Raw genomic sequence first — 14,089 nt, 5'->3', positions numbered from 1 at the left:
CATGTCAGGTATTAACAAAGTTATTTTAGTAGGACATTTAGGAAAAGATCCTGAAGTCAGACATTTAGATGGAGGTGTGACAGTAGCAAGTTTCCCATTGGCAACATCAGAGACGTATAACAAAGATGGCAAAAGAATAGAGCAAACAGAGTGGCATAACATTGTTTTGTGGAGAGGTTTGGCAGAAGTAGCTTCAAAGTATTTGCAAAAGGGCAAGCTGGTGTATATTGAAGGTAAGCTTCGTACCCGCTCTTTTGAAGACAAAGAGCGAGTAAAGAAGTATGTTACAGAAGTAGTTGCAGAGAATTTTACAATTCTGGGCAGAAAGAGTGATTTCGAACAAACCCCATCTACGGGCGAGAATAGTACACCAAAAAGCGAAACGGATTATATAGATCCAAGTGATGCTTCGGGTGATTTACCCTTCTAACTAAATATAAAGCACTAAATCTGTTACTCTACGGTAACAGATTTAGCCAGGTTTCTCGGTTGGTCTACATTACACCCTCTTAATACTGCTATGTGATAAGATAGTAATTGAAGTGGGATGGTGGCCAATAATGGTAAAAATGCCTCACTGGCATCAGGTATTTCTATACAATAATCTACCATTTTTCTAACCTCAACATCTCCTTCGGTAACTATAGCCAAAACTATTCCTTTTCTGGCTTTCACTTCCTGGATATTGCTGATTACTTTTTCGTAAGATGAATTTTTAGTAGCGATAACAACCACCGGCATTTCCTCGTCAATAAGCGCGATAGGGCCGTGTTTCATTTCTGCGGCCGGATACCCTTCGGCATGGATGTAAGAGATCTCCTTGAGCTTTAAAGCGCCTTCCAGCGCCACAGGGAAACCACTTCCCCTGCCAAGGAATAAGCAATTTCTTGAATCCTTAAATTTCTCGGCAATTTCTTTGATAAGATCATTCGATTCAAGTGCTATCTGTATTTTATCGGGAATGCAATCCAACTCGGTAAGTAATTCAACCAATTTGGAATTGGTAAGTGTACCTTTTTGCTGAGCCATATAAAAAGCCATCAAAGTAAGCACCGTTACCTGGGCCGTAAAGGCTTTGGTTGAAGCAACTCCAATTTCAGGACCGGCGTGTGTATAAACACCCGCATGTGTTAATCGTGGTATCGAGGCACCCACAACGTTACACACGCCAAAAATCGTAGCGCCTCTTTCTTTAGCCATTTCGATCGCGGCCATTGTATCTGCCGTTTCTCCAGATTGAGAAATGGCGATCACAATGTCTTTTTCTGTAATAATTGGATTCCTGTATCTAAATTCTGAAGCATATTCCACTTCTACAGGAATTCTTGCATACTCTTCAATTAAGTATTCTCCTACAAGACCCGCATGCCATGAAGTACCGCAGGCAACAATAATTATACGATCAATATTTTTTAGCTTGTCGGCATATTCTTTTATTCCACCCAATTGTACTTTACCCTCATTAGGGTAAATACGCCCCCGCATACAATCTCTGATAGAGCGCGATTGCTCAAAGATCTCTTTTAGCATGAAATGTTCATAACCGCCTTTTTCGAGCATCTCAAGTTTTAATTCGAGTTCTTGAACATATGGTGTTTGTACAACATTATCGAGGCGTTTTATCAATAACTCATCCCGCTTAATAAATGCAATTTCATTATCGTTCAGGTAGATCACATTTTTGGTGTATTCAACAATAGGCGTGGCATCAGAGGCAATAAAATATTCCCCATCACCAACCCCAATAACCATGGGGCTTCCTTTTCTTGCTGCGATCAATTGATCTGGATGCTCTTCGTCCATCAAAACAATTGCGTAAGCGCCGTTAACCTCGCGTAGGGCCAGTCGAACGGCTTCCAGCAGATCTATCTTTTCGTTTTTGTAAATTTCTTCAATTAAGTGCACTAAAACCTCTGTATCGGTATCACTTTTAAATTCATGACCCCTGGTTATTAGCTCTTCTTTAAGCGTTGCATAATTCTCAATAATTCCGTTGTGAATTATGGTCAGCTTGCCATTGTTGGATGTATGGGGATGGGAGTTTCTATCAGAAGGAGCACCATGGGTTGCCCATCTGGTATGGCCAATTCCTGCTGTGCCAGATAAATCCTTACCTGCGGCAAAGTTCTCCAGTTCAGTAACCTTTCCCGCTTTTTTATAGATGTTTAATCCATCATCAGAAATAAGCGCAATACCAGCACTATCGTATCCGCGATATTCTAATCTTTTTAGTCCTTTAATAACTATTGGCCAAGCTTCTCTGTGACCGATATAACCAACTATTCCACACATACATACTGGGTTTAAAAAATATATCCTCCGAAATTAATGATCTCGGAGGATATAAACACAATAGTGTATAAATAAATTTAGCTAGTCAATTCTTGTATAATAGATGTTTAGCTTAATGCCTTTTTCGCCTGTAGCGGGAGTTGCAGTGTTTATGATTGACCTTGCTCCAGAAGTTAAAGAAGGGAAAACATTGTACTCAGTAAGTGAGCTAGGTGCCAGGTAAGTACCATAATCGACAGTCTTATTGTCAATTAAAGCCTGCAGGTAACTAGTTACAGTAAATATATATCTTTTGTTGGTGGTGTCATAGAATCCACCAAACGCTCCTTCCGATCCGGCATATGTCGGAGATGGGGTAGGATTGGCTTGTGTGGGACCCTCGTTGTCTGGAATGTTTGCTCTCTGACCGGCTATATCAAGTCTGTAAAGAGATAATCTCTGAGCAGCATTCCAGGGAGACACGTCAGTTCCGCTTTTAAGGTTAACAACAAGTTCTGCTCTGTTGATTACAACACGGGCTTCTGCATTGCCAGCCTTTACCTTATCTACAAAAGCTTTTAAATCAGGGAAAGAAATTTTATTTCTTACTCCAGAAAGAGCTTGTAAGTATGTAACATCAAATGATGCGGTTGGCGCATCTAATTGTGCTTTAACAGGTGTTCCTGTGTAATCATGTTTAACAGTTGCCGCAATAGGACCTGAGCTTGACGATATAGGGAAATTAACCGCTACGGTATCTTTCTCTACAACGCTTGTTCCAACCTGCTTTTTATAATAAATCTGAAGATTAGCATCAGTTCCTCCAAAATTAATAAACATTACACCTCCAGGACCACTTGATGAGGTCTTGTTTACACTTACCTGCAGGCCTTTAAAGACTGCTGAGAATTTAGTGTTTGTAGATCTAGATGCTGAATCTACATTTAAAATGTGTTCCTGAATAAATGAATTACTAAGTTTTATCCTTATTTGTGGAACTACAGCCTTAAGCGTATCAGGTTTTCCTGTTACAATGTCAGTAATCTTAAAAGGTGTTTTTGGCTTTATCTTAGTTGTAATAGAGCCTACCAGACTTTCTACCGGCCATACTTTATTACTTAAAAAGACCTTTTGTAAAGAAAGATCATCTTTAAGCTGGTGCACATTCAGGCTATAAACAGAAGTTGTTGTATCACCATAAAATTGAGTTGAGTAAGGTAATACCAGAATTGCCGAATCGACGGTTGGTATTCCTCCAAAACTATAACTAGTTGAAGGAAGGCTTACCGTCATAGAAAGGCTTGCTTCGGTAGTCCCAAAAGTAGCATCTCCGGTAATATAACCCAGGGGATGTCTTGCCAATCCAATTGATGCGGTAGCTGAATCAAGAACAGTTTTGGAATCAACCAGAACGGTATTGTCTAAAATACCTTTAATAGGAGAGTCGCCATCAGGTGTAAGGCCGATAGTATTGGCATCTTTACAAGATGCAAAAAGAAAAAGACCTATCAACAGGGTCAATAAGTCTAGTTTTATAAATTTCATATTTTAGAATACCTGAGTTTAAGCTATTGAAACCAATTCTTCATCCGAAATCTCTTCATATAATGAGTAGAAGTTTTCGAAATTTTCGGTTAAATTAAAAGCTAAAGTTGGCTTATTAGAATCTTTAACAAATTTTAACACATCAGCATTGATGTTTTCATCAGCTAAGACTACTGCGTCAGAATAAGTTACTGCTCCAATATGCAAGGCACTACAATCTGCTTTTTCAAATACTTTAGTATCCTCAACAGTCATAGAGTTCATTACTGCTTTTTTATACAGATCAGTATTCATTGTTTCAGAGAAACAGTCCTCATAAATTGAATACACCACTTTTGAATTTTTAAAAGTAGGATCGTTTTTGTAAGTAGTTTTAATGTATGCAGGTACTAAAGACGTCATCCAGCCGTGGCAATGAACGATATCTGGAGACCAGCCTAATTTTTTAACAGTTTCAAGTGCACCCTTACAGAAGAAAATTGTTCTTTCATCATTATCAGCGTAGAACTTGTCTTCCTTATCCCTAAATACATACTTGCGTTGGAAATAATCTTCATTATCCAGAAAGTAAACTTGCATCCTTGCTGCCGGAATTGAAGCAACTTTAATGATCAACGGGTTGTCATTGTCATCAATAATAATGTTCATGCCTGAAAGACGGATAACCTCGTGTAATCTGTTCCTTCTTTCGTTAATGTTTCCAAACCTTGGCATTAAAATACGGATTTCAAATCCTTTATCCTGCATTGCCTGAGGTAACTGACGGGTAATTTCTGAAATCTTTGTGAGTTCAAGGAAAGGCGACATCTCGTGTGTAACAATCAGTAGCTTCGTTTTGGCCATCTCCATATTCGTAAATAAAAATTTATGTTAAAGAAAAGATTATCAAGGGGCAAAGGTAAGCAAAATAATAACATTTATCAATATAATACGCAAGATGTTTTGTTGGGAATGGATAAATAACCAACTTTGCCCCCTGAAATTTTATAAGCTGGTTTGGAAGTATTAAATACTATTGCGGCGTTAAAGTCGTTGCTTAGCCCAATTAAGTTGGCTCAGCAGAAAATTGCTTTAGTGCCAACTATGGGTGCGCTGCACAAGGGTCATGTGTCATTAATAAAGATGGCTCAAAAGCAGGCCGATATAGTGGTTTGCAGCATATTTGTGAACCCTACTCAATTTACAGATCCTAAAGATTTAGAGAAATATCCGCGCCCGCTGGAGCATGATATGGCTATGCTTAAAGATGCCGGATGTGATGTGGTATTTATGCCTTCGGTGAAAGAAATGTATCCTACCGAAGAGAAATGGCATATTGATCTGGGCCCTGCAGAGTTTCTTTTAGAAGGTGAATTTAGAAAAGGGCACTACCAGGGAGTAACTCAAATTGTAAAAAAGCTGTTAGATGCTGTAAGTCCGGACGTTGCGTTCTTTGGACAAAAGGATTACCAGCAGGTGTTGATGATCCAAAACATGGTTGCCTATTTCAAGCTTCCGGTTCAAATCATTTCTTGTCCGATTATAAGAGAAGACGATGGACTGGCCATGAGTTCAAGAAACATACACCTTAGTGCTATAGACAGAAAAAATGCGTTGGTATTAAGCAAGGCGCTTACCTATGTAAGTGAAAATTTCAAGAGCAAAAGCATCCCTGAGCTTTTAGAAAAAGCCAGGCAGCTAATTGAAGAAACACCTGGGGTAGAGCTTGACTATTTTACGATTGCAGATGGAAAAACATTACTTCCTGAAACAAACAAAAATGATCAGAATATTATAGCTCTTGTAGCGGCCAAAGTAGGGCAAACAAGGCTTATCGATAATATGATACTTAGCTGAAAAACGGAAAACCATTCATTCAGAAACTTTATCTAACTTTGCGTTATGATTATCGAGATATTAAAATCGAAGATCCACCGTGTTAAAGTAACACAGGCAGAACTGAATTACGTTGGAAGTATTACCATTGATGAAGATCTGATGGATGCTGCCCAAATTATTGCAAACGAGAAAGTGCAGATCGTAAACAACAATAACGGTGAGCGTTTCGAAACCTATGTAATAAAAGGTGAAAGAGGAACAGGAACCGTTTGTTTAAATGGAGCTACAGCCCGTAAAGTTCAGGTGGGTGATATTCTTATCATCATGTCTTACGGGTCTTTACCAATAGAAGAAGCGAAAAAATATCACCCGATATTGGTTTTCCCTGATGATAATAACCATTTGCTGAAATAGGCTGTAATTACATTATAAAAAATAATACTATGCTACCATAGTAATTTGGTTGAGAAATACTAAATTTGGCGATACGTATTTTATTATTATATATAATTATGCTATTTCAACTAAGTGAAGAACAATTGATGATTCAGCAGGCTGCAAGGGATTTTGCACAAAATGAGCTTAAGCCTGGAGTTATTGAAAGAGATGAACACCAGAAATTTCCAGCAGAACAAGTAAAAAAGCTTGGTGAGCTGGGCTTTTTAGGGATGATGGTTTCAGAAAAATACAACGGTAGCGGTATGGATGCAGTTTCATACGTACTGGTAATGGAGGAACTGTCTAAAGTAGATGCATCAGCATCTGTAGTTGTTTCTGTAAACAACTCTTTGGTCTGTTACGGTTTAGAGGCGTTCGGCTCGGAAACCCAAAAAGAAAAATATTTAAAGCCTTTGGCATCCGGCGAAAAGATCGGAGCCTTTTGTTTGTCGGAGCCCGAAGCAGGTTCTGATGCAACATCGCAGCAAACAACCGCAGAAGATAAAGGCGATTATTACCTGCTAAATGGCACCAAGAACTGGATTACCAATGGTGGTACAGCCTCAACATATCTTGTAATTGCACAAACAAATAAGGCGTTAAAACATAAAGGGATAAATGCATTTATAGTAGAAAAAGGCATGGAAGGTTTTACGGTTGGCCCAAAAGAAAACAAATTGGGCATCCGTGGTTCTGATACACATTCTCTAATGTTCAACGACGTTAAAGTGCCAAAAGAAAATAGAATTGGTGAAGATGGATTTGGGTTTAAGTTTGCAATGAAAACGCTGGAGGGCGGCCGAATTGGTATTGCTGCACAAGCCCTGGGCATTGCAGCAGGAGCTTACGAGTTGGCATTAAGCTATGCTAAACAACGTAAATCTTTTGGTAAACCCATTGCAGAGCATCAGGCAATAGCCTTTAAGTTGGCAGATATGGCTACTAGTATAGAAGCAGCAAGAATGTTGGTGTATAAAGCAGCGTGGTTAAAAGACCAGGGGCAGTCCTACACACTTGCCGGCTCAATGGCTAAGCTTTATGCTTCAAAAGTAGCCATGGATGTAACAGTAGAAGCGGTTCAGATACACGGCGGTTACGGATTCGTAAAAGAGTATCATGTTGAACGACTGATGCGTGACGCTAAGATCACCCAGATTTACGAAGGAACTTCCGAAATTCAAAAAATGGTAATCTCCAGAGAGATCATTCGTTAAATAATCGTAATTATTATCTTTGTTTTTATAAGCTTATCATAGCTTGTAAAAACAAAGAAATATGCCCGAAATCCTCCTTTTATGCGTTATGTTGATTCCCCAGATTGTGGCTGGGATACTTGCGAAAAGTATGGGCAGGAAGTTTTGGTTCTGGTTTTTTATCTCCTTTCTTATTCCTATCATTTCATTAATAGTCCTGCTATTTTTAGAAGATAAAAGTGAGCAAAGTGGGTATGAACTGGCCGACCATGTAAAAGAAAAAAACATTATAAATCAATATTAAAGCATGAAAGAGTCAAACTCATTGAATCAGGTAGCCGAATTTCACAGAACATTTAAGCATCCTATAGAAAATTCGCCCATTATTCCATCAAAACAAAGAAGTGATTTAAGAGTTTCGCTGCTTGTTGAAGAAGTGAAGGAATTACAGCAAGCCATTGAAGAGAATAATCTGGTTGAGGTAGCAGATGCTTTATGCGATATACAGTATGTATTAGCCGGTGCTATTTTAGAATTCGGACTTGCCGATAAATTTAAAGACCTCTTTGATGAAGTACACCGTTCAAATATGAGTAAGGCATGTAAGTCTGAAGAAGAGGCAAATCAAACAATAGCCCATTATAAAGCTAAGGATGATAGCGATTCCTATTTTAAAGAGGAAGATTCGTTATTTTTAGTGTACAGAACTAAAGATAACAAGACATTGAAATCTATAAATTACTCTCCTGCGGATCTTCAAAGCATTCTTTAGAGAATGTGGTCATGACATGAGACTATAGAATATTCCGTCATCTCGATGATAGCAGAGATGACGGAATATTGAATCTAATCTTTATCGGAGCCTGCAATTGCTCCAAATATAGCCTTGATCAAGGCAATTACTATTGCTAAAAGTGCTGCTGCCCAAAATCCGGTAGTATTAAATCCAGCCATCAGGTAGTCAACCAATAATATCATTAAAACAGTGATAACGAACGACATCAATCCTAACGTAAGGAAGTTGATGGGGAATGTAAACAGGCGTAAAATAAGGCCAATTGTGGAATTTGCCAATGCAATTAATACGGCTGCAATAATTGCAGATCCATAACCATCTACCTGTACCCCGGGTACAATTCTGGCCCCCAGAAATACTGCAAGGCCCATTAATAAAATTTCGACAATTAGTTTCATAAAGCTTAATTTAGTGTTATGGTTAAATTTTTTGTTAGGATATTGATGGCATTTTGTGCCATTTCATTTGTTTGTTCGTGTACATCAACAAATAGTAAGCCACTTTTAATAGGTTTCTCGGCCGATAGTTCATCTATTGTGTTTGGTAATATCGATCAGCCCGGACTTTTGCAACTTAAAAATGCACCATCTGCCGACTCTGTTTTTTACGATATGATTTCGGTTTTGCAAACGCCATCTGAGAAAGATACGGCCATAAAAGAAATGCCCGTTAAGGGCCAAATACGCATTACTGGGGAGGAAGTGGTGTTTGTTCCTGAAGAACCATTTGTAAAGGGCAGGGATTATTTAATTATCACATATTTGAATGCGCGCTTTGGCAATGCCGAAGATATTATGAAGGGCGAGGTGAATTATAGCATAAAACCTTTGCAGAAATTATTAACCAGATAATAATTTCCGCTCACATAAGACACACTTAGTTCACAAAATTATTTGTGGATTTTGTGTGAAGGAGATGTGTAACAGGTGTGAAGAAACGTTAATCTTGTGAAGAAGTTGAACAGAAGTAAAAAGGGCTTTCTTTTACAGACAGAAGTGATTGTGTTATAGCATTTTTAATTTGCAAAAATATTTCTTACATTTGCACGGTAATAGAGGTAAGAGGGGGCAAAAGTCCCCTCTTTTCTATTACCGGTGAATTGGTTATGCAGATAGAAAAAAGAGTAACAGAATTAGTAGAAGAAAAAATTTCGGACAGACCGGAGTTGTTTCTTGTTGAGGTGAAAATGCTGCCAAATAATAAACTGATTATTCATGTTGACGGCGATGAAGGAATCACTATACAGGATTGCGCAGCCATTAGCAGGCATGTTGGTTTCCATTTGGAAGAGGAAAACACCATTGACAAAGCTTATAATTTAGAGGTTTCCTCTCCCGGAGTTGGTGAGCCATTGAAACTGAAAAGACAATACGATAAAAACATTGGCCGCGATTTAAGTGTAAAGCTTGCTGGCGGCGAAATAAAAGAAGGTAAATTGCTTTTTGTAGATGACAATGGCATCACTATAGAAGCAAAAGTGAAAGAAAAAGGAAAAAAGGCGATTCTGGTAGAAACCGGAATCGACTTTAAGAGTATAACAGAAACAAAGGTTTTAATTTCATTTAAATAAGAATGAGCAATATTAATTTAATCGATTCATTTCAGGAGTTCAAGGACTTTAAGAACATCGACCGCCCTACAGTGATTAGTGTGCTGGAAGAGGTATTTCGCAGTATGTTGCGTAAAAAATATGGTACTGATGAGAATTGTGACGTAATTGTTAACCCGGATAACGGAGATTTAGAGATCTGGCGTACCAGAAAAGTGATGGAAGATGGCTTTTCTGAGGACGATGATTTAGAAATTGAACTTGCTGAGGTGAAGCAGTTAGATCCGGATATGGAAGTTGGCGACGATTACATTGAGCAGATCACTTTAGAGAGTTTCGGAAGAAGAGCTATTTTAGCAGCCCGTCAAACGCTTGTTTCAAAAGTATTAGAACTTGAGAAAGATGAAATCTTTAAAAAATATAAAGACAGGGTTGGAGAGATTGTAACCGGAGAGGTTTATCAGGTTTGGAAAAAAGAAACACTGGTTCTTGATGATGAAGGCAACGAATTAATGATGCCTAAAACTGAACAGATCCCGGCTGATTATTTCAAAAAAGGTGATACCGTTCGTGCCGTAATCCTTAAAGTGGATATGGTGAACAGCACTCCAAAAATTATCATTTCGAGAATTGCCCCTGAGTTTTTACAGCGCTTATTCGAGATCGAAGTTCCTGAGATTTTTGATGGTTTAATAACCATTAAGAAAATTGTTCGTGAGCCAGGAGAAAGAGCTAAAGTTGCTGTAGAATCATACGATGATAGAATTGATCCGGTAGGAGCTTGTGTGGGTATGAAAGGTTCTCGCATACATGGTATCGTTAGAGAGCTTAAAAATGAAAACATTGACGTAATTAACTTTACCAATAACATTTCATTATATATCACCAGAGCGCTAAGCCCGGCAAAAATCACATCTATTAAATTAGATGATGAAACAAAACATGCTTCAGTGTATTTAAAGCCTGATCAGGTTTCATTGGCAATTGGTCGTGGTGGTCATAACATTAAACTTGCTGGTAAATTAACCGGTTATGAAATAGATGTATACCGTGAAGCTGGTGAAGAAGATGAGGATGTGGATATAGAAGAATTCTCGGATGAGATCGATAGCTGGATCATCGATGAGCTAAAAGCTATCGGATGTGATACTGCTAAAAGTGTGTTAGCACTTTCCGTTGATGAATTGGTTAAACGTACCGATTTGGAGGAAGAAACCATCAAGGAAGTGATGAGTATTTTGAAATCAGAATTTGAATAATACAAAAACTCATGACCTACAGATGAAATAAATAAGAATAAACGTTACTTTTGTATAAGAATTAAAGAAAAAATAGGATATCAATGTCAGACGACAAACCAATAATTTTATTTAAAGCAGTTAAGGAACTTAACGTAGGGATAGCTACGGCCGTTGAGTTCCTGGAAAAGAAAGGCTTTTCTGTTGAGAATAAACCCACTACTAAGCTCTCTCGCGACATGTATAATGCGCTGTTAAAAGAGTTTCAGGGCGATAAAATCGTAAAAGAAGAAGCCAATCAGATTGTTATTGGTAAAATTCGTCGTGATGAACCTGAAGTAACTGAGAAAGTTACTGAGGCACCTAGAAAAAATGTTGAATTCGAAAACGAAGGCGTTTTAATCAAGAATCTTCATTCGTACACTCCTCCAGCTGAGAAGCCTAAGGAAGAAGCTCCGGCTAAACCGGCAGCGCCAGAAACTCCTGCAGATAAAGCAGAAGAAGGCTCTTTACCTGGTGTTAAAATAGTTGGAAAAATAAATCTTGATGATTTAAATTCTAAAACACGTCCGGTTAAAGCGGAGGAAACTCCTGCGCCTGCTCCTGTTCCAGCACCAGAGCCAAAAGCTCCTGTTGCTGAGGAAGCACCTAAGGAAGTTGTAAAAGAAGAAAAACCGGTTGAGAAAGTTGAGAAACCGGTTGAAGAGGTAAAACAAGAAAGTGTAAAACCTATAGAAGAGGTTAAGCCAGAAGTGGTTGAACAACCTAAAGCTGTAGAACCACCTGTAGTGAAAGCTCCAGAGCCAGTGGCACCTAAAGTGGTACCTGTCACTCCTCCTACACCTAAGATTGAGAAACCTGAAGAAACGGAAGTAATTAAAGCTCGCTCTGTAAAACTGTCAGGTCCGAATATCATTGGTAAAATTGTTTTACCAACTACGCCTGATCGTAAATCTCAACCAGTAGCATCTTCGGCCGATAGCGCTGATGCGAAAAGAAAACGTAAACGTAAAAAAACTCCGGGTGGACATCCTGGACAGGGCGGCCATGGCCAACCTGCCAGCGGTAATCAACAAAGTGGACAGCCAGTGCAACAACAGGGGCAACCGGGTCAACAAAGACCTGCACCTCCAGTTGGCAACAGACCGGATTTTAGAAATAACACAAACAATACAGCCAACAGGCCTAACTTTAGGAACAGCAAACCAGGAGGCCCAGGTGGTCACAGCGGTCCGAAAGAAGAACCTACGGAAAAAGAAATACAAGATCAAATTAAAGCAACACTTGCTCGTTTAAGTGGAGCAGGTAAATCTGGTAAGTTTGCTCAGCGTGCTAAATTACGTCGTCAAAAACGTGATGATGTTGCCCTTTCAGCAGATGAAGCTGCAATGGAACAAGAGTTGCAGTCTAGAGTTTTAAAGGTTACTGAGTTTGTTACGGCAAATGAATTGGCCACAATGATGGATGAGCCGGTTACAAAGATTATCGCAACTTGTATGAGTTTGGGAATGTTTGTATCTATCAACCAACGCTTGGATGCTGAAACCTTAACAATTGTTGCTGATGAGTTTGGTTACGAAATACAATTCGTTAAACCAGATGATGAAAGTGATATTGTTATTGAAGAAGAAGATTCTGAAGACGATTTATTACCAAGAGCGCCTGTTGTTACCATAATGGGACACGTGGATCATGGTAAAACATCACTACTGGATTATATCCGTAAAGCGAATGTGGTAGCTGGTGAGGCGGGTGGTATTACCCAACACATTGGTGCTTATATGGTAACAACACCAACAGGTAAACAAGTTACTTTCTTAGATACACCGGGTCACGAAGCCTTTACAGCGATGCGTGCACGTGGTGCTAAGGTAGCGGATATTGCAATTATTGTTGTAGCAGCGGATGACGCTGTGATGCCTCAAACAAAAGAAGCTATCAACCATGCGCAGGCTGCTGGTGTACCATTAGTGTTTGCCTTTACAAAAATTGACAAACCGGGTGCAAACTCAGATAAGATACGTGAGCAATTATCAATAATGAATATTCTTGTTGAGGATTGGGGTGGAAACTTCCAGTCGCAAGAGATATCTGGTAAAAGCGGTTTAAATGTAGACTTGCTATTAGAGAAGGTTTTATTAGAGGCTGAATTGTTAGACTTGAAAGCTAATCCTAATAAACGTGCAACAGGTAGCGTAATTGAGGCTACTTTGGACAAAGGACGTGGTATTGTTACAACGGTTCTTGTACAGGCAGGTACATTGAAAATAGGTGATCCGATTTTGGCAGGTAGTTATAGCGGACGTGTAAAAGCGTTATTTAACGAACGTGGACAAAAAGTAGATAAAGCAGGCCCATCAGTACCAGTTCAGGTATTGGGTATGCAAGGCGCACCTACGGCAGGGGATAAATTCAATGCGCTTGAAAGTGAAGTTGAAGCAAGAGAAATTGCAAACAAACGTTTACAGTTGATGCGTGAACAGGGGCTTCGTACTCAGAAACACATTACTCTTGATGAGATTGGTCGTCGTTTAGCGATTGGTAACTTTAAAGAGCTTAACCTGATTGTTAAAGGTGATGTGGATGGTTCAATTGAAGCATTATCCGATTCATTACTGAAACTTTCTACTGAAGAGATTCAAATCAATATCATAAGTAAAGCGGTAGGTCAGATTTCTGAATCTGACGTGTTGTTAGCTTCTGCTTCTGATGCGATCATTATAGGTTTCCAGGTTCGCCCATCATCAGGTGCGCGTAAACTGGCAGAGGCTGAGCAGATAGATATCCGCTTGTATTCTATCATCTACGATGCGATCAATGAGATCAAGGCTGCGATGGAAGGTATGTTGGCGCCTGAATTTGAAGAGAAGATCACTGCTAACGTTGAGATCAGAGATACCTTTAAAATTACTAAGGTGGGTACAATTGCCGGATGTATGGTGTTAGATGGTACAATTACACGTAACAGCAAAATCCGTATCGTTAGAGATGGTGTGGTAATTTACACAGGTGAATTAGCTTCATTGAAACGTTATAAAGATGATGTTAAAGAGGTATCCAGAGGTTACGAATGCGGATTGAACATCCAGAACTTTAATAACATTGAAGTCGGCGATATTGTTGAAGCTTACGAACAAGTTGAAGTGAAAAGGAAGTTGTAAGTCTTTTATATTAGATATACTAAGGCGCTCCGAACAGGGCGCCTTTTTTGCGTTTTAGAAGCATTCCCTGCCAGTTTTTA

Annotated in this window: 14 protein-coding genes; 10 read left to right on the top strand and 4 right to left on the bottom strand. The window is 39.1% G+C overall.

Annotation, left to right across the window (positions count from 1 at the left end):
• Position 1 precedes the first annotated feature (1 nt).
• On the top strand, positions 2 to 430 hold the full coding sequence (locus AC6CH7_RS19665) for a single-stranded DNA-binding protein (RefSeq protein ID WP_048907892.1): 429 nt from the start codon (positions 2 to 4) through the stop codon (positions 428 to 430).
• Between the two features lie 23 nt (positions 431 to 453).
• On the opposite strand, the gene glmS is transcribed toward AC6CH7_RS19665, so the two are convergent.
• The 3 genes from glmS to AC6CH7_RS19650 all read right to left on the bottom strand — a co-directional run bounded on the left by glmS (position 454) and on the right by AC6CH7_RS19650 (position 4,659).
• A complete protein-coding gene (gene glmS, locus AC6CH7_RS19660; protein WP_498264340.1) occupies positions 454 to 2,292 on the bottom strand; it encodes a glutamine--fructose-6-phosphate transaminase (isomerizing) in 1,839 nt (612 codons plus the stop codon).
• Positions 2,293 to 2,373: 81 nt separating this feature from the next.
• Positions 2,374 to 3,816, bottom strand: coding sequence for a DUF4270 domain-containing protein (locus tag AC6CH7_RS19655; protein ID WP_498264339.1), 1,443 nt, complete (start codon positions 3,814 to 3,816; stop codon positions 2,374 to 2,376).
• 18 nt (positions 3,817 to 3,834) lie between these two features.
• Positions 3,835 to 4,659: a glycogen/starch synthase gene (locus tag AC6CH7_RS19650; protein WP_048907930.1), complete on the bottom strand. Its 825-nt coding sequence runs from the start codon at positions 4,657 to 4,659 to the stop codon at positions 3,835 to 3,837.
• Between the two features lie 153 nt (positions 4,660 to 4,812).
• Between AC6CH7_RS19650 and panC the strand changes: the two genes are divergently transcribed.
• From panC to AC6CH7_RS19625, 5 genes are all read left to right on the top strand, one after another.
• Positions 4,813 to 5,652: a pantoate--beta-alanine ligase gene (gene panC, locus AC6CH7_RS19645; protein ID WP_498264338.1), complete on the top strand. Its 840-nt coding sequence runs from the start codon at positions 4,813 to 4,815 to the stop codon at positions 5,650 to 5,652.
• 45 nt (positions 5,653 to 5,697) lie between these two features.
• The gene (panD, locus tag AC6CH7_RS19640) at positions 5,698 to 6,048 is read left to right on the top strand and encodes an aspartate 1-decarboxylase (protein ID WP_048907888.1); all 351 of its coding nucleotides are present in this window, start codon (positions 5,698 to 5,700) and stop codon (positions 6,046 to 6,048) included.
• A 98-nt stretch (positions 6,049 to 6,146) separates the two neighbouring features.
• Positions 6,147 to 7,286: an acyl-CoA dehydrogenase gene (locus AC6CH7_RS19635; RefSeq protein ID WP_498264337.1), complete on the top strand. Its 1,140-nt coding sequence runs from the start codon at positions 6,147 to 6,149 to the stop codon at positions 7,284 to 7,286.
• Positions 7,287 to 7,347: 61 nt separating this feature from the next.
• The gene (locus AC6CH7_RS19630; protein ID WP_498264336.1) at positions 7,348 to 7,569 is read left to right on the top strand and encodes a hypothetical protein; all 222 of its coding nucleotides are present in this window, start codon (positions 7,348 to 7,350) and stop codon (positions 7,567 to 7,569) included.
• 3 nt (positions 7,570 to 7,572) lie between these two features.
• Positions 7,573 to 8,037 carry a pyrophosphohydrolase domain-containing protein gene (locus AC6CH7_RS19625; RefSeq protein ID WP_498264335.1) on the top strand — a complete coding sequence of 155 codons (465 nt, stop codon included), beginning with the start codon at positions 7,573 to 7,575 and terminating at the stop codon, positions 8,035 to 8,037.
• A gap of 74 nt (positions 8,038 to 8,111) precedes the next feature.
• Here AC6CH7_RS19625 and AC6CH7_RS19620 read toward each other — a convergent pair whose 3' ends face one another.
• Positions 8,112 to 8,459 (bottom strand): phage holin family protein, encoded by a 348-nt coding sequence (locus AC6CH7_RS19620; RefSeq protein ID WP_498264334.1) that lies wholly within the window; start codon positions 8,457 to 8,459, stop codon positions 8,112 to 8,114.
• A gap of 18 nt (positions 8,460 to 8,477) precedes the next feature.
• Between AC6CH7_RS19620 and AC6CH7_RS19615 the strand changes: the two genes are divergently transcribed.
• The 4 genes from AC6CH7_RS19615 to infB all read left to right on the top strand — a co-directional run bounded on the left by AC6CH7_RS19615 (position 8,478) and on the right by infB (position 14,009).
• Complete coding sequence (locus AC6CH7_RS19615; RefSeq protein ID WP_498264333.1) at positions 8,478 to 8,912, top strand: hypothetical protein; 435 nt, start codon at positions 8,478 to 8,480, stop codon at positions 8,910 to 8,912.
• 254 nt (positions 8,913 to 9,166) lie between these two features.
• Entirely contained in the window at positions 9,167 to 9,631 is a 465-nt protein-coding gene (gene rimP / locus AC6CH7_RS19610) for a ribosome assembly cofactor RimP (RefSeq protein WP_498264332.1), read from the top strand.
• 2 nt (positions 9,632 to 9,633) lie between these two features.
• Positions 9,634 to 10,869 carry a transcription termination factor NusA gene (gene nusA / locus AC6CH7_RS19605; protein WP_048907881.1) on the top strand — a complete coding sequence of 412 codons (1,236 nt, stop codon included), beginning with the start codon at positions 9,634 to 9,636 and terminating at the stop codon, positions 10,867 to 10,869.
• An 83-nt stretch (positions 10,870 to 10,952) separates the two neighbouring features.
• The gene (gene infB / locus AC6CH7_RS19600) at positions 10,953 to 14,009 is read left to right on the top strand and encodes a translation initiation factor IF-2 (protein WP_498264331.1); all 3,057 of its coding nucleotides are present in this window, start codon (positions 10,953 to 10,955) and stop codon (positions 14,007 to 14,009) included.
• Positions 14,010 to 14,089 lie beyond the last annotated feature (80 nt).

It is taken from the genome of Pedobacter sp. GQ55, from assembly GCF_059758925.1.
This window is presented reverse-complemented; position numbering and strand designations above follow the sequence as displayed.